Origin of the sequence: Haloplanus sp. GDY1 (genome assembly GCF_023703775.1) — an archaeon.
Lineage (GTDB): Archaea > Halobacteriota > Halobacteria > Halobacteriales > Haloferacaceae > Haloplanus > Haloplanus halophilus.
In genome coordinates, this window is the sequence record NZ_CP098514.1 from 188,369 (window position 1) to 210,547 (window position 22,179).

Sequence of the window (22,179 nt, forward strand, 5' to 3'; positions counted from 1 at the left end):
TCTTTCGGCCATGGGCGTGACCATCAGGAAACCCACCGCCCGCCAGTGCGAGGACTGTGGCCGGCGGGAGGTCTGGAACGACGCGACGAGCACGTGGCGCATCGCCGTCGACGACGGCGGCGAGCGACTCGTCGGCGAGGTGTACTGCATCCACGAGTGGGACATCAACGGCACGTTCGTCCCCATCGAGGGGGACGCCGCCGACGCCGACGCGTGACCACCACCGCCCTCGTCACCGCGCCGCCGGCGGAGGCGCGGGAACTGGCGCGCCGACTCGTCGACCGGCGACTCGCCGCCTGCGTCAACCTCGTCCCCTGCACCTCGATCTATCGGTGGGAGGGTTCGGTCGCGGAGGACGACGAGGCGATCCTCCTCGCGAAGACGACCGAGGACCGGTTCGACGAACTCGTCGACCGGATCGTCGAGTGGCACTCCTACGACGTACCCTGCGTCGAGCGCGTCGACGTCGCGGACGCCCACGAACCGTTCGCGTCGTGGTGTGCCGAGGCCGTCGCGGAGGAGTGATCACTCGGCGTACGCCGGGTGGGTGTCGCCGACCAGTCGCTCGAACGCCCGGATGGCGACCCCGTGGACCTCGACCAGGACGACGACGCTGGCGACGATGATGGCCACCTGCCGGGGCGTCGAGAGGAGGCCCAGGGAGACGATGAGCGTCGTCGCGCACGCGGGGGCGTGGGTCGTGTCCGTGGCGATCATCCCCCACGCCGTCAGGACGATGGACAGCACGCCGCTGCCGACGAGGTGGAGGGCGCCCGGGGAGAGCGCCGCGGGCGTCGTCGTGAGCGTCACGCCGGCGCCGAACAGGGTGTAGGAGAGCAGGCCGGCGACGCCGCCGATCAGGTGACTCCCGACGACCCGGTAGGTCCGGGTGCGCTCGCCCCGGCGCTCGAACGCGAGGACGAACGCCGAGGGGCCGAGGCTCGGGAAGACGAACGGCTGGCCGCTCGCCCACGTGACGGCGCCGAGGACGGTGAACAGGACGCCGGCGTAGAGGCTGGTCCCGAGGCGGCGACGGCTCGGCGTCACGAACACGCCGCGAGGGCTTCGAGCGTCCCGTCCATGTGTGTCCCCTCGGTGACCGAATCCGCGGCGGCCCGCGCCCGGTCGTCGGCGTTCGCCACCGCGAACGACCGCCCGGCGACCTCGAACGTGGAGACGTCGTTCTCGCTGTCGCCGACGGCGACGAACTCGGCGGGGTCGCGGCCGAGCGTCTCGGCGACCGACCGGAGGCCGTCGCCCTTCTCGACCCCCGGCGCCTTGAGGTGGTAGGCGTAGCCGGTGTCGACCACCTCGAGGCCGAACTCCTCGGCGACGGCCCGGAGGAGCGCCTCGTCGGCGTCGAGACGGATCGCCACCTCCGTCTCACGCCACCGGTTGACCGTGTCGGCCGCCCCCCACCCGAGGTCACCGCCCCGGTCGACGAACGCCCGCGCGGCCGTCCGGGGGCGGTCGGCCTCGTCCACCGTCACGGTCACCTCGTCGTCGGCGTAGACCACGCCGCCGTTCTCCGCGATCACCCGCTCCGGGATGTCCACGAAGTGACAGAGCGCGACCGGATACGGGAACGCCTTGCCCGTCGCGAGGACGACGGGCGCGTCCCACCCGCGAAGCGCCTCGAACGCCCGCGGATCGATCCCTCCCTCGGGCCTCGTCAGCGTCCCGTCGATGTCGAGCACGAGCGGCGGAGCCATACCCCCACTCTGCGCCGGGGGCGTGATAAGCGACGCGTCACGGACTCGCCCCCGTCGGTGCCGTGGTCCCGCCAGTGCCGTGGTCCCGCCAGTGCCGTGGTCCCGCCAGTGCCGTGGTCCCGCCAGTGCCGTGGTCCCGCCAGTGCCGTGGTCCCGCCAGTGCCGTGGTCCCGCCAGTGCCGTGGCCCCACCGGTGCCGTGAAGTGAGGGGCACCCCCACGCTCGCGTATGCGAACGACCGTCCTCGTGATCGGCGGCGGCGCGACGGGCGTCGGCGTCGCCCGGGACCTCGCGCTCCGCGGCGTCGACGTGACGCTCGTGGAGCGTGGTCCCCTCGCGGCCGGCACCACCGGCCGCTCGCACGGCGTCCTCCACAGCGGCGCCCGGTACGCCGAGGCCGACCCCGACGACGCCGCCGCCTGCCTCGCCGAGAACCGCATCCTCCGGGAGGTGGCGCCCGCCTGCGTCCGCGAGACCGGCGGCTACTTCCTCCAGTTGGACGGCGACGACCCCGACTACTTCGAGCGAAAGCGCCGGGCCTGTGCCGACCTCGGCATGGGGGCGACGGTCCTCGACGGCGACGAACTCCGCGACCGGGTGCCGGCGGCGAGTCCCGCCGTCTCCCGCGCCCTCGCCGTCCCCGACGCCGTGATTTCGCCCGCGCGACTGGTCGTCGCGAACGCCGTCGACGCCCGCGAGGCGGGCGCGACGATCCACACGGGCGCGCCGGTCGAGTCGATCAGCGTCGACGACGGTCGGGTCCGGAGCGTCGAGGTGGGCGGTGACCTCGACGCGACGGTCGAGGCGGCGGCCGTCGTGAACGCGACCGGCCCGTGGGCCGAGCGGTGTGCCCGCCTCGCGGGCGTCTCGGTCCCCATGCGCCCGACGCGGGGGGTCATGGTCGCCGTCGAGAACCCCGGCGTCGACGCCGTGTTGAACCGGTGTCGGCCGCCGGCCGACGGCGACATCGTGGTCCCCCGCCCCGACGAGGTGGTACTCGGCACCACGAGCGTCGCTGTCGACGACCCCGACGACTTCGAGCGGTCGGCCGCGGAGGTCGAGCGCACGGTGTCGGAGTGTGCGGCCATGTGCCCCGCCGTGGCCGACGCGCCGACCGTCCGGACGTACTGGGGCGTCCGGCCGCTGTACGCCCCGGACGACCCCGACGACGCCCGCGCCATCTCCCGCGGGTTCGCCCTGCTGGATCACGCCGCCGACGGCGCCGAGGGGCTCTATACGGTCGTCGGGGGCAAACTCACCACCTACCGTCGGATGGCCGAGGCGACGGCCGACCGGGTGTGTGACCGCCTCGGCGTCTCGGCCACCTGTCGCACCGCGGACCGGCCGCTCCCCGGACACGACGACCCCGACCGCCTCGACGACCTCGTCGGCGAATTCGGCGTCGACGCGCCGGCCGACGGCGTGGGCGAGGGGACGCCCCGCTGACCGCGAGCGGCCGCCGCCCTCACCAGTGGACCACGTACGTACAGCGGTCCGCACCCTCCCGACGACAGCGCTCCCCCCGTTCCTCGACGAACACGAACGACTCGACGGGGGAGTACTGCCTCGCGACGGCCCGGATCAGCCCGCGGTCGAACGGGCACGGATACGGATTCCGGCACTCGACCCGGCCGCGCCCGTCCGCGACCTTCTCGAACCGGTAGTGACCGATCTCGCCGCCGCGGTGGTTGCGGTGGTAGGCGTCGTCGATGGAGCGCAGGCCCTCGGCGACGCCCGAGACGCCGCTCGGCCACCTCGCGACCGCCGGGATCTGCTCGCCCAGCCGATCCAGCAGGTGTGGCTCCAGTTCCTCGGCGATCGTCGCCAGCACGTCGAGTTCGGCCCCCTGTGGATACCAGTCGTCGGGATTGGGATCGTCGATGCCCTTCTCGGACAGCGCCGCCCGCACCCGGGTTCGGTACTCCTCGCGGAACCGCGAGAGCCCCGATTCGATGGCGATGATGACTCTCCCGCGGGCCTCGACCCCCTCCTCGAACGGTTCGTACTGAGCCATGGGCGTGTCGGCTCTCCCGTCCACGTATTCCCTACCTGTCAATAAACGTTCGTGCCGCTCGCTCAGGCCGACCGATCGCGGTCCCGTCGAACCGTCTCGCCCGGCGTCGTCCGCGCGCCGGTGCCGAGGACGACCCCCGCGTTCAGCGCCGTCTCGATCCCCGTCTTGGCGTCGTCGCCGCAGACGACGCCGAACTTCCGCCGGCCCGTCGAGGTGGGGTCGCCCTTCACGCGGACGACCACCGGCTGGTCGTCGTGACGCAGGTTCGCGACGGTCGTTCCGGCGCCGAAGTTCACGTCCCGCCCCAGGACGCTGTCGCCGACGTACGAGAGGTGCCCGACCGTCGCGCCCGCCATCAGCACGCTGTTTTTCACCTCGACGCCGTGGCCCACCGTCGCCCCCTCGCCGACGAGCGTCGCGCCGCGGACGTAGGCGTTCGGGCCGACGGACGCGCCGGCGCGGACGAGCGCCGGCCCCTCGATCACCACCCCCGCGTCGACGGACGCCCCGTCCTCGACGACGACTGGGCCCCGGAGGTCGGCGTCCGGGTGGACCTCCCCCTCGATCCGGCGATCCAACTCGCCCAGCTTCCACTCGTTGGCCGCCAGGAGTTCCCACGGCCGCCCCACGTCGAGCCAGCGCTCGACGGTCACCGCTCGCATCTCGACGGCGCCGCAGGCCCTGGTCAGCACGTCCGTGAGTTCCAACTCGCCGCGGTCGCTCTCGCCCACGTCCAGCCAGTCCCGCGCCGCCGCCGGGAAGACGTACGCGCCGGCGTTGACGAGGTCCGAGGCGGGGTCGTCGGGCTTCTCGACGACGCCGCGGACGCGGCCGTCCCCGTCGGTCTCCAGCACGCCGTAGTTGCTCGGATCGTCGACCCGTGCGGCGCCGACCCCGGGGCCGGCGTCGTAGAGCCGCGAGAGCGACGCGCGGTCGTAGAGCACGTCGCCGTTCAGGACGGCGAAGGGGGCGTCGTCGAGGCGGTCGCGGGCCGCCCGGACCGCGTCGGCCGTGCCGCGCTGGCGCTCCTGCGTGACGAACTCGACGGTCGTGCGGTCGCCGAGGGCGTCACGGACGGCGTCGGCGCCGTAGCCGACGACGACGACGACCCGAGCGGCGCCCGCCGCCTCGGCCGCGTCGACGACGTGTTCGACGAGCGTGCGGTCGGCGACCGGAACGGTCGGTTTCGGCCGACGGTCGGTGAGCGGGCGCAGCCGCGTCCCCTCGCCGGCCGCGAGGACGACTGTCTGCATAGCGGTGAGAGGGCGAGCGCCGACAAAGGGGTTTCTCTACTCCACGGTGACGCTCTTGGCCAGGTGTCGGGGCTTGTCGATGGAGCGATCCAGCCTCGCCGCCCGGTGGTAGGCGACGAGCTGGAGCTGGACGTTCGCCAGCAGGGGTGCCAGCCGCGGGTCGGTCTCGGGGATTTCGAGGACGTGATCCGCGTAGCGACCGGCCTCGGCGGCGCCGTCGGTGACGACGACCACCGGCGCGTCCCGCGCCTCGACTTCCTTCACGTTGCCGATGGTCTTGCGCGCCGCCTCGCCGTCGCCCGTGACGACGGCGAAGACGGGCGTCTCGCCGGTGACCAGCGCCAGCGGCCCGTGTTTCAGCTCGCCGGCCGCGAACCCCTCCGCGTGTTCGTAGGTGATCTCCTTGAACTTGAGCGCGCCCTCCAGCGCGACGGGGTAGCCGAGTCCGCGACCCAGGAAGAAGAAGGCCTCACTGTCGGCGAACGCCTCGACGACGGAAGCGGCCCCGCTCTCGTCGAGGACCGCCTGGACGTCGTCCGGAACGCGCCGGAGCGCGTCCACGAGGTCGCGCTGTCGGTCGCCGCCGGCGAGGCGCGCGGCGAGCAGGTTCAGGCCGACGAGCTGCGAGGTGAAGGTCTTGGTCGCGGCGACGCCGATCTCGGGCCCGGCGCGGATGTAGACGGCGTGGTCGCACTCGCGGGCGGCGGTGCTGCCGACGACGTTCGTGAGCACGAGCGTCTCGGCGCCGCGACCCGCGGCCTCCCGGAGCGCGCTCAGCGTGTCCGCCGTCTCCCCGCTCTGGGTGACGCCGATCACCAGGTCCCCGTCCGCGATCGGTGCCGGCGCGGTGGCGTACTCGTGAGCGTAGTGGGCGGTCGCGGGAGTCCCCCGGTCGCGAAGCAACTGCGCGCCGTAGAGCGCGGCGTGATAGGAGGTTCCGCAGGCGACGAACTGCACCGACGCGGGCGCGTCGATCCCGTCGAGTTCCTCGACCGTGACTCGGCCGCCGAGTTCGTCGAGACGGCCGCTGAGACACTGCCGGAGCGAGCGTGGCTGCTCGTGGATCTCCTTCAGCGTGTAGTGGTCGTACCCGCTCTTGCCGGTCTCCTCGGCCTCCCACTCGACGGTGTGGACGGGCTTCTCGACCTGCCGCCCCTCGGCGTCGGTGACCGTCCATCCGCCGGGGTCGAGTCGGACGAACTCCCCGTCGTCGAGGTAGACCACGTCGCGGGTGTGGTCGAGGAAGGCGGGCACGTCGCTGGCGACGAAGGACTCCCCCTCGCCGACCCCGAGGACGAGCGGCGAGTCCTGTCGGGCAGCGAACAGGGCGTCGATCCCCTCGATCACGACGGCGAGCGCGTAGCTCCCCTCCAGTCGTTCGGTCGCTGCCCTGACCGCCGCCTCGGGGTCGGCTTCCCCGCGGAGTTCGCGGGCGATCAGGTGCGGGACCACCTCCGTGTCCGTCTCCGAGGTAAACGCGACGCCCTCGGCCTCGAGTTCGTCCCGGAGGTCGCGGTAGTTCTCGACGATCCCGTTGTGGACGACCGCGACCCGGCCGTCCTCGTCGGTGTGCGGGTGAGCGTTCTCGTCCGTCGGGGGGCCGTGCGTGCTCCAGCGGGTGTGACCGAGGCCGACTGGCCCCTCGAATCGCCGCCGGTCCGCGCTGCCGACCGCCGCCTCCAGGGTCTCCAGTTCGCCCGCCCGCTTCTCGACCCTGAGGGTCTCGCCGCCCACGGCCACGCCCGCGGAGTCGTAGCCGCGGTACTCGAGGTTCGAGAGGCCGCCGAGGAGCACGTCCAGCGTCGACCCGGAGTCGCCGACGTAGCCGACGATGCCGCACATCAGCGACCCCCTCCCGTGGCGAGGCTCATCGCCGCACCTCCGTCCCCTCGGGGACGACGCCGCTCGCGTGCGCGCCGACGCCGACGCGCACGCCGGTGCCGAGGAGCGTGCCCGGCGCGACGCTCGCCCCGCCGGCGACGTGTGCTCGGTCGGCGGCGACACAGCCCAGACGGCGGTTCTCGTGGATCATGCTCCCGACGCGAACATCGGCTTCGCCGCCGGGGACCGTCGCCCCCGGGCCGACCACCGCGCCCTGTCCGGTGACGGCGTCGACGACCGTCGCGTTCGGCCCGATCCGTGTGTCGATGTCGAGGACCGACCCCTCGACGACGGCGCCCGCGCCGACGGTCGTGTGCCGGCCGAGCGCGCTGTCCGGGCCGATCACCGATCCGGGGCCGACGACCGCGTCGGGGCCGACGACGACCGGCGGCCGGAGGACGGCGTCGTCGTGGACGCTCGCCGTCTCGTCGACGTACACTCCCCGCCGGCGTTCGGGCTCGTCGACCAGCCCCTCCGCCAGCAGGTCGCGCGCGACGGTCAGCAGGTCCCACGGGTACGTGGCGGTCGACCACAGGCCGCCGATCCGAACGCCGCGGACGGCGTTCTCCCCCCGGATCCGCTCGGCGAGCGTGTCCGTCAGACGGAGTTCCCCCGCCCGGCGCTCGGTCGTCTCGATGTCGGCCAGCATCGACGGCCCGAAGGCGTAGATGCCGGCGTTCAGCAGGCGGTAGGAGTCGTCGTCCGGACGCTCGACGAGTTCGACCACCCGGTCGCCGTCGAGGCGGACGGCGCCGTACTCCGGGGCCCGGTCGCTCTCGACGACGGCGAGGGTCGCGGCGTCGCTTCTCGTGTGCGCGTCGATCACCGCCTCCACCATCTCCCCCGTCACCACCTCGTCGCCGTTGACGACCAGGAAGTCGCTGTCGAGGGCATTGCGGGCCTGCAACACCGCGTGGCCCGTCCCGAGCTGTTTCTCCTGTACGTGATAGGTGACGGAGCGACCGCGGTAGGTCGCCCCGACGTGGTCCTGCACCCGGTCGCGCCGGTAGCCGACGACGACGTGCAGGTCCTCGACGCCCGCGTCGACCAGCGCGTCGAGGACGTACTCCAGGATCGGGCGGTTCGCGGCGGGCAACAGGGGTTTCGGCCGATATTTCGTCAGCGGCCGCAGGCGGGTCCCCTCCCCAGCCGCGAGGACCACCGCGGAGTCGAGTTGCATGAACACCCGTTCACGGTGGCTCCTCTTAAGACTGATCCGCACGGTCGTCCATCCGAATCCTCTTTGCTCCGCCGTCTCACTGCGTAGGTGATGAAGATCGGTATCGTCGGTAGCGGATACGTCGGAACGACCGTCGCGGCCTGTCTCGCGGACTTCGGCCACGACGTGATCAACGTCGACGTCGACGAGTCGGTGGTCAGGCGGCTGAACGAGGGGGAGTCGCCGATCTCCGAACCCGGCCTCGACGACCTGCTCGACCGTCACGCCGGCGAGTCGCTGTGGGCGACCACCGACTACGAGGATCTGGCGACCGCGGACGTCGTCATCCTCGCGCTCCCCACCCCCGCGAACGACGACGGGAGCATCGACACCGCCTACGTCGAGGCGGGCGCCGAGTCGCTCGGGGCGGTCCTCCCCGACTTCGAGTCCCCCCCGACCGTCGTCGTCAAGAGCACGGTCCTCCCGGGCACGACCGAGGACGTGATCCGGCCGGCGCTGGAGCGGGAGTCGGGGCTGCGGGCCGGCGAGGACTTCTCCGTCGCGGTCAACCCGGAGTTCCTGCGCGAGGGGAGCGCCGTCGAGGACTTCCGGAACCCGGACAAACTCGTCTTCGGGACGGCCGACGACCGCGCGCTCGACGCGCTGGAGGCGGTGTACGCCCCGCTGATCGAGGACGTCCCCGTCGTTCGCACCGGCCCCCGCGAGGCCGCGATGATCAAGTACGCCAACAACGCCTTCCTGGCGACGAAGGTCAGCCTCGTCAACGAACTCGGGAACATCTGCAAGGAGTACGGCGTCGACGCCTACGAGGTGGCCGACGCCATCGGCCTCGACGACCGCATCGGGGAGCGGTTCCTCCGGAGCGGGGTCGGCTGGGGGGGAAGCTGCTTCCCGAAGGATCTGGCGGCGCTCGTCGCCGCCGCCCGCGAGACGGGGTACGAGCCCGCCCTCCTGCAGGCCGCAATCGACGTGAACGACCGCCAGCCCCGGCGGATGCTCGACCTGCTTGACGACCACGTCGACGTCGAGGGCGAGCGGGTGGCCGTCCTCGGCCTCGCGTTCAAGCCGGGCACGGACGACGTGCGCAACTCCCGCGCGATTCCGATCATCGAGGGGTTGCAGGAGCGGGGTGCAGAGGTCATCGCCTACGACCCGAACCGGGGCGCCGTCGACGAGATGCGCGAGCGCTTCCCCGACGTGGAGTATCTCGCCTCGGCGTCGCCCACCCTCTCGGGGGCGCGCGCGGCCCTGGTCGTCACCGACTGGCCGGCGTTCGCCGACCTCGACCTGGAGTTCGACCTGATGTCCGGCGACGTGGTGATCGACGGCCGGCGGATAATCGAGCGCCGCGACGGGATCACCTACGAGGGGCTGACCTGGTAGCTACGCCGCCCGCTGTTCGGCTTCCAGGCGCTCGATGCCGATGGTGACGGCGACGCCCTCCACGTCCCACTCCTCGGTCAGATCGTCGGCGTCGGCGTCGAACTCCGCGGTCCGGGTCTCCTCCGCGATCAGGTCGCGCCGCTCGTCGACGAAGCCGGCGACCCGGTCGTCGGCGACGTCGACCCGCGTGCGGATGCGCTCGTCCACGTCCAGATCGAGGCGCTTGCGCATCTCCTGGATCCGCCGCACCACGTCCCGGGCGTAGCCCTCGGCCTCGATGTCCTCGGTGAGCGAGGTGTCGACGTAGACGGTGCCGCCGACGCGGTCCTCGTCGTCGACCGTCAGGTCGAAGTCCGTCCCGGTGACGTCCTCGGGCGGTTCCGCGCGGAACGACACCATCCCCTCGGAGAGGCCGTAGCGCTCGCCGTCGACGGTGACGGCGTAGGGCTCCTCGCCGGCGTCTGCCGCCAGGTCCTCGCGGCGGCGCCCCTCGACGGCCGCCATGATCTCCTGGGCGTCGCCGCCGAAGGCGGGGCCGATCTCGCCCATCTCGGGGTCGGCCCGCTCGACCAGTTCGTCGAAGGCGTCGACCACCGCGACCGACCGGGCGTTCACCCGGTCGGCGAGCAGGTCGGAGAGCGAGCGAACCGCCGACGCGACGGCCTCGTCCTCGGTCTCGACGACGATCCGCGGGACGGGCCAGCGGAGCTTCCGGCCTCCCTGCTGGCGGGCGTTCGCCGCCGCCTCCTCGACCGCCCGGAGGACCGCCACGTTCCGCTCCAGTTCGGGGTCGTGGCGGGCCTCGTCGACCGTCGGGTAGGACAGTTGGTGGACCGTCGTCGCGCTCCCGTCGAGGGTCCGGTACATCTCCTCGGTGAGGTAGGGGGTGATCGGCGCGAGCAGCCGGATCGTCTCGTCCAGCACGGTCGAAAGCGTCGCGTAGGCGCCGCGCTTGCCGGCCGAGTCGGCCGCCTCCCACATCCGCTCGCGGGTCGCCTTGACGTAGAAGCGGGAGACGTCCTCCGTGACGAACTCGAGGACGGCGTTGAGCGCGTCGTGGACGGCGTACTCGTCCCACGCGTCGTCGACCTCGGCTTTCACCGACTGGAGCCGGGAGAGCACCCACTCGTCGACGACGGTCAACTCGCCGTCGTCGAGGCTCGCCTCGGCGGGGTCGTAGCCGTCGAGGGCCATGTACTGCAGCGGGAAGCGGAAGACGTTCCAGAAGATGTTGAGCGTCGACTGGGTCTCCTCCAGGCCCTCCCACTCGAAGGAGAGGTCGACCCCGTGCTGGTCGTGACCGAGGAGGTAGGCCCGGAGCGGGTCGCGCCCGTAGCGGTCGATGGCCTCCTGGGGCGTGACGATGTTGCCGAGGGACTTCGACATCTTCCGGCCCTCGCTGTCGTTGGCGAAGCCGTGCATGACGACCTCCTCGTAGGGGATCTCGCCGAGCGCGGCCGTCCCCATCCCCAGTTGCGACCAGAACCAGCCGCGGGTCTGGTCGTGGGCCTCGACGATGAGGTCCGCGGGCCAGAGTTCCTCGAAGTCGTCCGCCTCGCCGGGGTAGCCGAGCGTGCCCCACGTCGCCACCGAGGAGTCGATCCACACGTCGAACACGTCGGGGACGCGCTCGTAGGTGGTGCCGTCCTCCGTGATGGTGATGGGGTCGACGCTCGGCCGGTGCAGGTCGACCGTCTCGGGGTCGACCTCCTGGTCCGCACGGTCGGCCAGTTCCTCCCGCGTCCCGACGACGAGGATGTCCTCGGCGTCGGGATCGGGGTCGCCCTCGGGAACCCAGACGGGCAGGGGGATGCCCCAGTAGCGCTGCCGGGAGACGTTCCAGTCGGGGGCGTCCTCGACGAAGTTCCGGAACCGGTTGTCACGCGCCCAGTCGGGGTGCCACTCGCTGTCCTCGATGTTCTCGAGCAACTCGTCTTTGACGTCGGTGACGGTGATGAACCACTGGTCGGTCGCGAGGTAGACGATGTCGGTGTCGCAGCGCCAGCACTGCCCGTAGCGGTGGGTGGTGGTGCCCGAGGCGAGCAGGAGGCCCTTGGCCTCCAGGTCGGCGATGATGTCGTCGTTGGCGTCGCGGACGAACTGGCCGGCGTAGTCGCCGGCCTCGTCGGTGAAGGTGCCGTCGCCGGCGACGGGGGAGAACACCTCCAGCCCGAGTTCCTGCCCGCGCTCGAAGTCCACTTCTCCGTGCCCGGGCGCGGAGTGGACGAGCCCCGTGCGGTCCGCCTCCACGTAGTCGGCGGCGTACACCTGCCCGGTTCCCTCGCCGTCGGCGTGGTCGGGCACCTCCGCGGCGAGCGGGTGGTCGTACTCCCAGCCGAGCATCTCCTCGCCGGTCAGTTCCTCGATTACCTCGTACTCCTCGTAGCGCCCCTCGCGGAGGACGTCCTCGACGCAGGGGTCGGCGACGTACAGTCGGTCGGTCTCCCCGCCCTTCACCGCCTCCACCGCCCGATAGGTCATCTCGGCGTCGACGGCGACGAACTCGTTGGCCGGAATCGTCCACGGCGTCGTCGTCCAGACGACCAGCGACCCCTCGCGCTCCCGGAGGGGGAACTTCACGTAGATGGAGGGGGACTCGATCTCGTGGTACTCGACCTCGTTGTCGGCGATGGCGGTCTCACACCGGGGACACTGGTTGATCGCCCGCTTGCCGCGCTCGACGAGGCCGTTCTCGTGGACCCGCTTGAACGCCCACCACGTCGCCTCCATGTACTCCGGCGAAACGGTTCGATAGGGGTCCTCCCAGTCCATCCACGCGCCGATGGACTGGAAGTCCTCGTCCATCTTCTCCCGGTTGCGCTCCGCGAAGGACTTGCACTCCTCGATGAACGCCTCCATCCCGTACTCCTCGATGTCCTTCTTCGAGTCGAAGCCGAGTTCCTCCTCGACTTTCACCTCGATGGGGAGGCCGTGCATGTCGTAGCCCGGCCGGTCGGTCACGTCGTACCCCTCCATCCGCTTGTAGCGGATGATGGCGTCTTTCAGCGTCTTGTTCCACGCCGTTCCGAGGTGCATCTGCCCGCTCGTGTACGGCGGCCCGTCGACGAAGAAGAAGGGCGGATCGTCCGCGTGGGCCTCCTTGGCCGCCTCGTAGGCGTCGTGCTCGTCCCAGTAGTCGTTCACCGAGGATTCCACGTCCTCGGGGGCGTACTGGTCGCTGACGTCGTCCATACCCGACCCAGTTTCCGCGCGTATATCAAAACGGTGGTCACGGTCCCGTCGGCCGTCGCGACGACCACAGGTTTCAGGTACCGGCAGCCCACAGCCGGACCGTGGACAGTCGATTCCGTCCCCGGCAGGCGTTCGCGCTCGCCCTCCTCGTGTTGCTCCTCGCCTCGGCCGGCTCGTCCCTCGCCTACGACCCGGTCGACGACGGCGCGCTCGGTCCCGGGACCGTCGAGCGCGAACCCCGGAACGCGACGGTCGTCAGCACGCAGGGCGTCCACTTCGGTGGCACCTACGACTTCGCGCGTCCGCCACGGCTCCTCTCGATCCAGCCCGACGGCTCGCTCGCGTGGCAGCGCCGGTCGAGTCGCGAGAACCCCGGCTGGTTCTACGACGTCGACCCGCTGCCGAACGGCAATCTGCTGGTGGTGAACCCGCGCGGCGGGACGACGCTCGTCTACGAACTCGACCGCGAGACGCGCGAACGCGTCTGGACCGAGCGACTCCCCTTCCGTGACACCCACGACGTCGACCGCCTCGACGACGGCCGCCTGGTCGTCGCCCACATGCGAGCGAACGTGACGAACGGCACCAGCGGCGACCGGGTCGTCGTCTGGAACCGCTCCCGGGACGAGGTCACGTGGGAGTGGCGGTTCGCGGAACACTTCCCGCACGACACCGCCGGCGGCGTCGACGACCCGGACTGGACCCACGTCAACGACGTCGACCCCGTCGGGGAGGACCGCCTCCTGGTCTCGCCGCGGAACTTCGATCAGGTGCTCATGCTCGACCGCACCACCGGCGAGATCGAGTGGCGCCTCGGGAGCGACGGGGAGACCGACGTCCTGCACGCCCAGCACAACCCCGACTACCTGCGCGGCCGGAACGGCACCCCGACGGTCCTCGTCGCCGACAGCGAGAACGACCGCGTGGTCGAGTACGCCCGCCGCGGCGACGACTGGGAGCGGACGTGGACGCTCACCGGCAACCTGACGTGGCCCCGCGACGCCGACCGCCTGCCGAACGGCAACACGCTCGTCGTCGACAGCCTCGGCCACCGGGTGATCGAGGTGACGCCGACCGGGGAGGTCGTCTGGGAGTTCTACGCCACCTGGGCGCCCTACGACGCCGAGCGACTGGGGACCGGCGACGGGTCGAACGGGCCGACTACCCGGGAACTGAACGCGACGGGAACCCACGTCGTCCACGGTGGCGCGGGCGAGTCCCCCGGCGCGGGGAGCCGAACCCCCGACGCGTGGCTCGACCGGGTCAGCGACGGGACGCCCGTCGAAGCGCCGGGGACCCACCTCGCGGCGTGGTGGGGACACCGGGCGCCGTGGTTCCGCCCCGTCTGGCTGTCGCCCTGGGGGTTCCTCGCGGCCCTCCTCGCCGCCGGCGTCGGCATCGCCTGGTTGGCCACGGAGGCGTACTGGCGGTGGGGCGGGCGGGTCACCGCGGGGCGTCGCGGCTGACGGCGACGCCGGAGACGACACGTCCGCCCACCAGGGGCCGGCGAGCGTCCGCCGCCGATCGGGGCCGCAGCACTACTCGACGTCGGGCGCCTTCTCGTCGGTCCGTCCCGGGAGCGTCAGTTCGACCTCGAGTTCGGGGTCGCCGACGCCCTCGAAGTCGATCTCGAGTTCGACGGGGTCGCCGAACGCGAAGGGCAGTTCCCACTCGTCGGTTCCGAGTGTCAGTTCGTCGCCGTCGCGGAGTTGCTCGCCGAGGTCGATCAGGAACGCCCCCGCTTCGCTCGCGTCGAGGCGGTACTCCTGTTCGAACTCGCGGCCGGCTCTGATCGTCGTTCGCTCGGTGTCAGACATGAGGTATCACCGACGCACGTCGACGGTCACGTCGCTCGCGATCCAGCCGTCCGTGTTCCCCGATTCGAGGAACACCGCCGTCTCGGGACCGCCCTCACAGACGGCGATCTCGGGGCCGGATGGCTGGTCCCGTTCCGATTCTCCGTCGGCGTGTGACCGGGGGTCGACGTCCATCGGTGGCGTTTAGGCATACCTAAAACAAAAAGGGTGCGGTTCGGGTCGGCGTGGGCCGCTGGACCCCGTACCGGTTGCGCCGTGGGCCACGGCTCGCTCGTCCGGGATCAGCCCCCCTCCCGGGCCCGGAGCGGGGTCACCCGCGGCCCGTGATCCGTCCGTTCCACCTCGGCGTCGACCGCGAGCGCGACGCCCCCGCACAGCCCGCGAGCAACCCGCCACTGAGCGTCGCCCCGCCGTACCGCAGACAGTCGCGTCGGTGCGCCGGCCCCGCTCGGTTCGGTGATCATGATTTTAGGCTCACCTAAACCGTTAAATCGGTTTCGGAGTGCCGGCTCTCCGCTCCCGTGGCCTCGCCCGTCCCGGCCGGACGTTCGGACGCTGTCGGTATCGAATGCCGGCATGCGAGCATTGATAAGATTGGACACACGTTTCCGGGACAACGGAGTGTGTAACTTGACTCACAGGCCCTCCTTCGGCACTCCCCGGAATCCACGCCGACACCGCGGGTCCGGCGCCGGTCGCCCCCCCTCGCGGCGGCGACGGCACCGCGCGGCCTCGGCCTCCCGGGGGTGGCACCGGTGACGGTCGTGGCGCGGTTCGACCTCCCCGCCGAGGAGTTCGTCCTCGGGCGCGTCCTCTCGGACCTCGACGACTACTACGCGGAACTGACGCAGTTCGTCCCCACGGACGAGCAGTTCATCCCCTGTGTCTGGATCGAGGCCGACGACCTCTCGGCCGTCGAGTCGTGTCTCGCGGACCACCCGCGCGTCGGCGACACGACGCGGTTCGACGAACGGGCCGGCCGCGCGCTCTACGAAATCGAGTGGGTCGCGCCCTTCGACGACCTCCTCTCGATCCTCATGGTCGGGACTGTCTGGTGACCGAGGCCAGCGGCACCCCCGACGGCTGGGAGTTCGAACTGCTCGCGAGCGAGACCGAGGACCTCCGCGAGTTCCAGTCGGCCTGTACGGAGAGCGGCGTCTCGATCACCGTCCGGACGATCCGACGCTCCGACGTCCCCGCCGAGACGCGGGACGGCCTCACCGACCCACAGCGCGAGATCCTCCGACTGGCCCACGACGCGGGCTACTTCGGGGTGCCACGCGAGACCACCGTCTCCGAACTCGCGGCGGAACTGGACGTCTCGCCACAGGCCGCGTCGAAACGGATTCGCCGGGCCGTCGAGGCCGTGGTCGACCACACGCTCCGGACGACCCGGTCCAGGTAAAAAGGGGTTGACGTGTGTAACCCGCGACACCTTCCGGAAGCGGCGATACCACGGAGACGTGACTCGGACCCTCACACGTCGTCGGCCGTCGGGACCCGTGGAGGCCGAGCTCCGCTACGCATGGACTGGACACCACCGGACGAGCCGACCGACGAGGAATCGCTTCGCCAGGCACTCGAAACCGTCGTCGGCACCGCGCATCGCAACGGGGTCGTCGTGGAGCGTGACTGGCCCTGTCGCGGTCCCGGCGACCACGACTGGGGCGTCGACATCGTCCGTCTCGCGACGGTCGACGACGGTGGCGCGGGCGCACAGGAGGGCGGGGGTGAGTGACCGTGTCCGACGTCGGTGACGTCTCGCTTGTCGAGTTCGTCGAGGGGGAGGTCGGGAGCGCCCTGCGCGGGATCGTTCGCTACCGGGACGAGGGCAGTGCGTGGCTCTCCCTGCGACCCGACCTCGCGAACGGGGATCGGACCGACCTGGCGCTCCACGCGCTCGCCGAGCGCCTGCGGGACCGCGAGCGGACCGCCGCGGAGACGACGCTCCACGTCCCGGAGGACGCGGTGATCGTCAGGTTCCCCCACGACGAGGGTGGCACGCTCGTCAGCCTCGACCCGCACACCGCCGTCGAACCCGGGTTCGTGCGGGCGTGCGAGGCCATCGTCGAGGCGGGAGCACCGCAGCAGTCGGAGCGGGTGGTGGAACCGTGAACCGGCGTCGGCGAGCATCGGGCGGGGGCGACCGATGAGTCGGGAGCCATCCGCCGACGCGCTGAGCCGCGGGCTCGTCAGAGCGCTCCCCGACCGCGGGTTCGTCCTCGACGCCGACGGCCGGTTCCTCGAGGTCCTCGGCGACGGCGCGGTCGACGCCGATCCGGAGCGGTTCCTCGGTCGGACCGTGTTCGACGTGTGGCCCGAGCGGACGGCCGAGCGATGGCTCGCCACGATCCGGGCGGCGGTCGAGGCGGACGCGGTCCGGACGCTGACGTACGACCTGTCGACCGACGGGCGCACCCGCACCGTCGAGGCGAGATGCGCCCCGATCCCCGGCGACGACGGCGAGCCCTCGTCGGTCGTCTGGGCTCCCGAGGAGGTCACGTCGAGCGCCGACCCCGCGCGGTGGCTCTCCCGACTCGCCGACGTCGTGGCCGGCGGAAGCCGGCCGCTCGCGGAGCGCCTCGACTCGCTGTTCGACCTCGGCTGCGAGCGGTTCGGCCACGACGTCGGCCTCCTCGCCCGGCACGACCCCGGGGCGGATCGGGCGGCGATCGAGTACACCAGCGCCGAGGACGGCCCCTTCGCCGCGGAGGAACGGCTCTCGCTCGACGGCGCCGCCGCGGAGGGCGGCCGTGCCGTGTCGGCGGTCGACCTCGGCGACGACGCGACCGTCTCGCTCGGCCCCCGGATCGGGGTCGACGGCGGTCCGGACCGAACCCTCGCCTTCGTCTCGACCGGCTCCCGCGACCGATCGCCGTCCGACGAGGAGCGTCTCTTCCTCGAACTGGCGGGTCGGTGGGTGACGTACGAACTCGGGCGTCGGGTACGCGAGGCTCGCGAGCGGCGGATGGCGGCGGTCTTCGACGGCACGGCCCGGTTCATGGGGCTGCTCGAGCCGGACGGGACGCTGATCGAGGCCAACCGCGCGGCCCTGGAGTTCGGCGGCGTCGACCGCGAGGCGGTGACCGGCCGGAAGCTGTGGGACACGTACTGGTTCAGCGGCTCCGAGGGGACCCGGCGGCGTGCGCGCGAGGCCGTCGACCGGGCGGCCGACGGCGAGTACGTCCGCGACGAACTCACGGTTCGCGGCGCGGACAGCGAGACCGTCATCGACCTGTCGATCCGTCCGGTCACCGACGAGGACGGGACCGTCACCCTGCTGGTCTCCGAGGGGCGGGACGTCACCGAACGCGAGGAACACGCGGCGCGGTTCCGTGCGCTCACGGACGCCAACCGGCGGCTCTGGGAGGCCGAGTCCGAGGCGGAACTGGCCGAGGTGACCGTCGACGTCGTCGAGACGGTGCTGGACGAGGGGCTGGCGGTCGTGTGGTCGTACGACGAGTCCGACGACGAACTCGTCCCGCTGGCGGCGTCCGACGCCGCGACGGCGCTCGACGGGTCGCTCCGGGCGGACGACATCGACCCCATCGCGGACGACACGACGGAGATGGCGGCCTTCCGGCGGGGCGAGACCACCGTCGTCGAGGACTACGGGACCGCCGAGGGGACCGGCCACCCGGAGACGCCGCTCGGGGCGCTCCTGATCGCGCCACTCGGCGAGTTCGGGCAGTTACACGTCGGCGTCCACTCCGCCTCGGGGTTCGACGACGAGGTCCGGAAGCTACTCGACGGCCTCGCGAACACCGTCGAGGCGGCGCTGGAGCGACTGTCGAGGGAGCGGAAACTCGAACGGAGCCGGGAGCGGCTGGCGCGGACCGAGCAGTTGGCCACCGTCGGCGGGTGGGAACTCGACGTCGAGACTGAGGCGCTGACGTGGACCGACGGCACCCGGCGCATCTACGGGACCGACGACGACTACGAGCCCACCCTCGAGGAGGCCGTCGACTTCTTCCACCCCGAGGACCGGTCGGACGTCACAGAGGCGCTCGAACGGTGTCGGGCGACGGGGGCGCCGTACGAGCTGGAGGCGCGCCTCGTCACCGCGACGGGACACGAGCGGCGGGTCGAGGTGGCCGGCGAGGCCATCGTGTCTGACGGCGACGTGGTCCGTCTGGCCGGGGCCATCCGCGACGTCACCGACCGGACACACCGGGAACAGCAGCTGTCGGTCCTCCATCGCATCCTGCGACACAACCTGCGGAACGACCTCAACGTCGTCCGTGGCTTCGCCGACGCCATCGACCGGGAACTCGACCGCCTCGACGCCGCCCCCGGGAGCGACGGGGCGGTGGAGCAGTCCGTCGACGAACTGCGGACGTACACCGACCGGATCCGGGAGACCACGGAGGGCCTCGTGTCCATCGGGGACAAGGCCAACCGCATCCGGCAACTGATCACCGGCGACTCGGGGGAGGACTCGGTCTGCCGGGTGTCGGCCGCCGTCGACGCCGCCGTGGCCGACGTGGAGTCGGACCACCCGTCGGTCGACGTGGACGTCGACGACCTCCCGGAGGCCGCCGTCGAGGCGTCCCTGGAAGCGGTGGTCTTCGTCCTCCGGGAGTTGCTCGACAACGCCGTCGTCCACGCCGAGTCGGCCGACCCCGACGTCGCGGTGCGGAGCGAGCGGGTGAGCGCCGATCACGTCGCGCTCGACGTCGTCGACTGGGGGTCGGGCATCCCGAGCGACGAACTCGAGGCGCTCCGGCGCGACGAGGAGGCGGCCCTGTCACACGGGAGCGGGATCGGCCTCTGGGTCGTCAACTGGCTCGTGTCGTCGGTCGGGGGATTCCTCGACTTCGAGACGACCGACGGCCGGGGAACGGCCGTCACGGTGACCCTCCCCGTCGCCAACGACTCGCCGGACGCGCCGACGGCGGCCGTCCCCACGCGGGCCGCGGGCGGGAGCGGGACGCCGACGGGGGGTGGCGGCGGTGCGTGAGGCCACACCCCTGTCGGGGACCGTCGTGATCGCCGAGGACGAACCGGGTCTCGTCGACCTGTACCGCACGTGGCTGTCCGACCGACACGAGGTACGCACCGCCGCGGACGGTCGGGAGGCGATCGATCGGATGGACGGCGACGTCGACGTGGCGCTTCTCGACCGCCGACTGCCGCGACGCTCCGGCGACGACGTGCTGGAGTGGATCAGGGCCCACGAGGACTGCCGGGTCGCCATGGTCACCTGCGTGGCACCGCATCCCGACGACGACCTGCCGGCCGACGCGTATCTGACCAAACCGGTCTTCCGGGAGACGCTGGCGGAGACGGTGATCGACCTCCTCCTCCGGGGGCGAACCGACGAGGACACGCGCACCCTCCTGGCGCTCGTCTCCCGCAAACTGGCGCTGGAGGAGTCGTACGCCGCCCCCGAACTCGACTCCCATCCCGGGTACGCGGCCCTCGAAACCCGCATCGACCGGCGACTCGACCGCCTCGGCGCCGAACTGCGGACCGCGGCGTCCCGACACGGGATCGAGGCCTGTCCCGAGTGTGGCCGGCGTCGCGGCGACGCGGAGCGCGTCGGAGTCGTCGAACTCGGCCCCGCCGCCGTGAAGTGTCTCGGCTGCGGGGCCGTCGTGAGGGCCGCCGATCCGTCGGAGGGGTCGGACGCGGCGTGAGTGTCGGGGCTCCGGGGAGCCTCGACCGAGCGGACGCCGAACAGCTTTATGCCCGCGGTCGACGAACGTGAGCCATGTCCCTCGACGTGGCGGTTCCCGATCCACCAGAACTCGAACAGATCGATCCGAACGAGTACGAGGACGCCGACGTGGTCGGGGACACGGACTACAAGCGGGACGAGATCGAGGCGCTCCTCCGGGATGGGGCGTGGGCGGACGCGTTCGCCGAGTGGGCCGACGGGACGCCCCTCGACGAGTCGGAGTTCGACGTCGTCACTGACCTGGACATGATCGCGCAGTTCGACTTCTTCTGGGACTCCTTCGCGGAGCGCGTCGGCTACCACGCGCCGGGGATCCCCGAGGACTGGAAGGAGCGGAACTACCACCCCGACCTGGACTCGTGGGGGACCGTCTCGGGGATCAACGCGGCGATGACGGAACTCGGACAGATCGTGTGTGACGTGCTGAAAGACGACTACATCGACTGGGAGACGGAGTACGAGGCGCCCGACGACCTGCCGGATTTCGACTAGTCGCCGAGCGGCACCGAGAGCGTGACGACGGTGCCGCCCGCGTCCGCTTCGGCCACCGAGAACTCCCCGCCGGCCTTCCTGACGATCCAGTGGATCTGCCAGAGGCCCAACCGTTCCGCGTGGTTCAGCGGCGTCTCGCCGCCGTCGAGGACCTCGACCTCGCGGTCGGGGATGCCGGGGCCGTCGTCCTCGATTTCGACGTCGACCCACTCCCCGCCGCGCGTCCCGATCCGGACCTCGACGGAGGGGTGTCGCCCGCGGTTGTGTTCGACGGCGTTCTCCATCGCCTCCTCGATGGCGGTCGTCAGTCCGCCGACGGCCACCTCGACCGGTTCGTCCGGGAGGGCGACCGAAAACGTCGCCTCGGGGTAGCGATCCTCGAACATGCTCACCAGTTGCTCGATGCGGTCGTTCAGGACGACGGGCTCGCCGGCCGACTCGGCCATCGAGATGACCCGGTCGATCCGCCGCACCGACTCCGCGAGCTCCATGAGGTCGACGGCCGCCCGCTCGATCACCCCGAGCGAGTCCAGGGAGCCGTCCACGTCCGCCTCCTCCCGCAGCAACGCGACGTGGCCCTCGATCAGGTTCATCTTGTTCTTCAGGTTGTGGCTGAGGACGCGGTTCAACACCTGGAGCCGTCGCTCCCTGATCTTGCGGTCGGTGATGTCCGTCTGAAAGCCGACGAAGTTCCGGACGGTGCCGTCGTCGCCGCGGACGGGCGCGACGTCGAGTTTCTGCCAGTACCGCCGGCCGTTCTTGCGGTAGTTCACGATGTCGACGGAGACCGGCCGTTCGGCGGCGATGTGCTCCCGGAGCGTCCGGCGCGTCTCCGGGTCGGTGTCCGCGCCCTGCAGGAGGCGACAGTTCCGGCCGACGACCTCCTCCTCGTCGTACCCGGTCAGCTCCTGAAACCGCTCGTTCGCGTAGATCATCGGGTTGTCGTCGCGGTCCGGATCGGTGATGGTGATGCCGACCGGGGCCTTGTCCATCGCCCGCTCCTTCAGGCGGAGTTCGGCGACCGTCTCCTCGAGTTCCCGCGACCGGGCTTCGAGTTCGACCGCGGTCAGTCGTCGCTGGATCAGGTTGTCGATCCGGGAGAGGAGTTCGGCCTTCCCGACCGGGAGTTCGATCACGTCGTCGACGTACTCCCAGACGGCCGGGCCGACGGCGTCCGCGGCGTCGGCGGACACCAGGAGCACGAACGGCAGGAAGGCGTCTTCGGTCCCGCGACCGGCCTCGGCGACGTCCGCGATGCGGTCGAACTCGGTCCGGTCGATCCCACCCCGGTCGAACACGCAGCAGTCGTACTCCGCCCCGAGCGCTGCCGGATCGGTCGCCGTCTCGATCCGGTACCGGCGGCCCAGCGTCTCCGCCAGCAGGTCACGGTTGCGACCGGGGCCCATGAACAGCAACACGCGTGGCTCGTCGCCCGCCCGCCGGCTACCGCCTCCCCGATCGGCCGTGTCCCCATGGCCTAGTTCCTGTGACATGTTGGCAGACGAAAGCGGTGGTATCGACTCTCATGGGCCACGGCTCCGTAATTGTTGGCTTCTGATACTCCGCTGTCACCAC

General features: G+C 71.5%; 23 protein-coding genes. 12 read left to right on the plus strand and 11 right to left on the minus strand.

Annotated elements, in window-relative coordinates:
* The first annotated feature begins 10 nt into the window (after positions 1-10).
* Together NBT67_RS01015 and cutA are read left to right on the plus strand one after the other, a co-directional pair.
* A complete protein-coding gene (locus NBT67_RS01015; protein ID WP_251342965.1) occupies positions 11-217 on the plus strand; it encodes an HEWD family protein in 207 nt (68 codons plus the stop codon).
* The gene (gene cutA, locus NBT67_RS01020; RefSeq protein WP_251342966.1) at positions 214-525 is read left to right on the plus strand and encodes a divalent-cation tolerance protein CutA; all 312 of its coding nucleotides are present in this window, start codon (positions 214-216) and stop codon (positions 523-525) included. Before NBT67_RS01015 ends, cutA begins: the two co-directional genes overlap by 4 nt.
* Here the strand turns inward: cutA and NBT67_RS01025 are convergent, their stop codons facing one another.
* Positions 526-1,047: an HPP family protein gene (locus NBT67_RS01025; protein WP_251342967.1), complete on the minus strand. Its 522-nt coding sequence runs from the start codon at positions 1,045-1,047 to the stop codon at positions 526-528.
* Entirely contained in the window at positions 1,044-1,712 is a 669-nt protein-coding gene (locus NBT67_RS01030) for a phosphoglycolate phosphatase (protein ID WP_251342968.1), read from the minus strand. The genes NBT67_RS01025 and NBT67_RS01030 overlap by 4 nt, the downstream gene beginning before the upstream one ends.
* A gap of 228 nt (positions 1,713-1,940) precedes the next feature.
* Here NBT67_RS01030 and NBT67_RS01035 point away from each other — a divergent pair, with 228 nt between their 5' ends.
* A complete protein-coding gene (locus NBT67_RS01035; protein WP_251342969.1) occupies positions 1,941-3,158 on the plus strand; it encodes an FAD-dependent oxidoreductase in 1,218 nt (405 codons plus the stop codon).
* Between the two features lie 19 nt (positions 3,159-3,177).
* Here the strand turns inward: NBT67_RS01035 and NBT67_RS01040 are convergent, their stop codons facing one another.
* From NBT67_RS01040 to NBT67_RS01055, 4 genes are all read right to left on the minus strand, one after another.
* Positions 3,178-3,726 carry a hypothetical protein gene (locus NBT67_RS01040; protein WP_251342970.1) on the minus strand — a complete coding sequence of 183 codons (549 nt, stop codon included), beginning with the start codon at positions 3,724-3,726 and terminating at the stop codon, positions 3,178-3,180.
* A gap of 62 nt (positions 3,727-3,788) precedes the next feature.
* Positions 3,789-4,979: a bifunctional sugar-1-phosphate nucleotidylyltransferase/acetyltransferase gene (gene glmU, locus NBT67_RS01045; protein ID WP_251342971.1), complete on the minus strand. Its 1,191-nt coding sequence runs from the start codon at positions 4,977-4,979 to the stop codon at positions 3,789-3,791.
* 36 nt (positions 4,980-5,015) lie between these two features.
* Positions 5,016-6,821: a glutamine--fructose-6-phosphate transaminase (isomerizing) gene (gene glmS / locus NBT67_RS01050; RefSeq protein ID WP_251342972.1), complete on the minus strand. Its 1,806-nt coding sequence runs from the start codon at positions 6,819-6,821 to the stop codon at positions 5,016-5,018.
* A 25-nt stretch (positions 6,822-6,846) separates the two neighbouring features.
* On the minus strand, positions 6,847-8,040 hold the full coding sequence (locus NBT67_RS01055; protein WP_251342973.1) for a sugar phosphate nucleotidyltransferase: 1,194 nt from the start codon (positions 8,038-8,040) through the stop codon (positions 6,847-6,849).
* Between the two features lie 90 nt (positions 8,041-8,130).
* Here NBT67_RS01055 and aglM point away from each other — a divergent pair, with 90 nt between their 5' ends.
* Entirely contained in the window at positions 8,131-9,423 is a 1,293-nt protein-coding gene (gene aglM, locus NBT67_RS01060) for a UDP-glucose 6-dehydrogenase AglM (RefSeq protein ID WP_251342974.1), read from the plus strand.
* On the opposite strand, the gene ileS is transcribed toward aglM, so the two are convergent.
* On the minus strand, positions 9,424-12,615 hold the full coding sequence (gene ileS, locus NBT67_RS01065; RefSeq protein ID WP_251342975.1) for an isoleucine--tRNA ligase: 3,192 nt from the start codon (positions 12,613-12,615) through the stop codon (positions 9,424-9,426).
* Between the two features lie 101 nt (positions 12,616-12,716).
* Between ileS and NBT67_RS01070 the strand changes: the two genes are divergently transcribed.
* Positions 12,717-14,081 carry an aryl-sulfate sulfotransferase gene (locus tag NBT67_RS01070; RefSeq protein WP_251342976.1) on the plus strand — a complete coding sequence of 455 codons (1,365 nt, stop codon included), beginning with the start codon at positions 12,717-12,719 and terminating at the stop codon, positions 14,079-14,081.
* 72 nt (positions 14,082-14,153) lie between these two features.
* Here the strand turns inward: NBT67_RS01070 and NBT67_RS01075 are convergent, their stop codons facing one another.
* From NBT67_RS01075 to NBT67_RS01085, 3 genes are all read right to left on the minus strand, one after another.
* Entirely contained in the window at positions 14,154-14,432 is a 279-nt protein-coding gene (locus NBT67_RS01075) for an amphi-Trp domain-containing protein (protein WP_251342977.1), read from the minus strand.
* A gap of 6 nt (positions 14,433-14,438) precedes the next feature.
* The gene (locus NBT67_RS01080) at positions 14,439-14,606 is read right to left on the minus strand and encodes a hypothetical protein (protein ID WP_251342978.1); all 168 of its coding nucleotides are present in this window, start codon (positions 14,604-14,606) and stop codon (positions 14,439-14,441) included.
* 107 nt (positions 14,607-14,713) lie between these two features.
* Positions 14,714-14,896, minus strand: coding sequence for a hypothetical protein (locus tag NBT67_RS01085; protein ID WP_251342979.1), 183 nt, complete (start codon positions 14,894-14,896; stop codon positions 14,714-14,716).
* A 291-nt stretch (positions 14,897-15,187) separates the two neighbouring features.
* Here NBT67_RS01085 and NBT67_RS01090 point away from each other — a divergent pair, with 291 nt between their 5' ends.
* From NBT67_RS01090 to NBT67_RS01120, 7 genes are all read left to right on the plus strand, one after another.
* Positions 15,188-15,490, plus strand: coding sequence for a bacterio-opsin activator domain-containing protein (locus NBT67_RS01090; RefSeq protein ID WP_251342980.1), 303 nt, complete (start codon positions 15,188-15,190; stop codon positions 15,488-15,490).
* Positions 15,487-15,837, plus strand: coding sequence for a helix-turn-helix domain-containing protein (locus tag NBT67_RS01095; protein ID WP_251342981.1), 351 nt, complete (start codon positions 15,487-15,489; stop codon positions 15,835-15,837). The genes NBT67_RS01090 and NBT67_RS01095 overlap by 4 nt, the downstream gene beginning before the upstream one ends.
* Positions 15,838-15,957: 120 nt before the next feature.
* On the plus strand, positions 15,958-16,170 hold the full coding sequence (locus tag NBT67_RS01100; RefSeq protein WP_251342982.1) for a hypothetical protein: 213 nt from the start codon (positions 15,958-15,960) through the stop codon (positions 16,168-16,170).
* Positions 16,167-16,547, plus strand: coding sequence for a DUF7522 family protein (locus tag NBT67_RS01105; protein ID WP_251342983.1), 381 nt, complete (start codon positions 16,167-16,169; stop codon positions 16,545-16,547). Before NBT67_RS01100 ends, NBT67_RS01105 begins: the two co-directional genes overlap by 4 nt.
* A 34-nt stretch (positions 16,548-16,581) precedes the next feature.
* Positions 16,582-19,392 carry a PAS domain-containing protein gene (locus NBT67_RS01110; protein WP_251342984.1) on the plus strand — a complete coding sequence of 937 codons (2,811 nt, stop codon included), beginning with the start codon at positions 16,582-16,584 and terminating at the stop codon, positions 19,390-19,392.
* Positions 19,385-20,071, plus strand: a complete 687-nt coding sequence (locus NBT67_RS01115; protein WP_251342985.1) for a response regulator — start codon at positions 19,385-19,387, stop codon at positions 20,069-20,071. The genes NBT67_RS01110 and NBT67_RS01115 overlap by 8 nt, the downstream gene beginning before the upstream one ends.
* Positions 20,072-20,145: 74 nt before the next feature.
* Positions 20,146-20,604, plus strand: coding sequence for a DUF7992 family protein (locus NBT67_RS01120; protein ID WP_251342986.1), 459 nt, complete (start codon positions 20,146-20,148; stop codon positions 20,602-20,604).
* On the opposite strand, the gene NBT67_RS01125 is transcribed toward NBT67_RS01120, so the two are convergent.
* Positions 20,601-22,097, minus strand: a complete 1,497-nt coding sequence (locus NBT67_RS01125) for a PAS domain-containing protein (protein ID WP_251342987.1) — start codon at positions 22,095-22,097, stop codon at positions 20,601-20,603. The genes NBT67_RS01120 and NBT67_RS01125 overlap by 4 nt on opposite strands.
* Positions 22,098-22,179 lie beyond the last annotated feature (82 nt).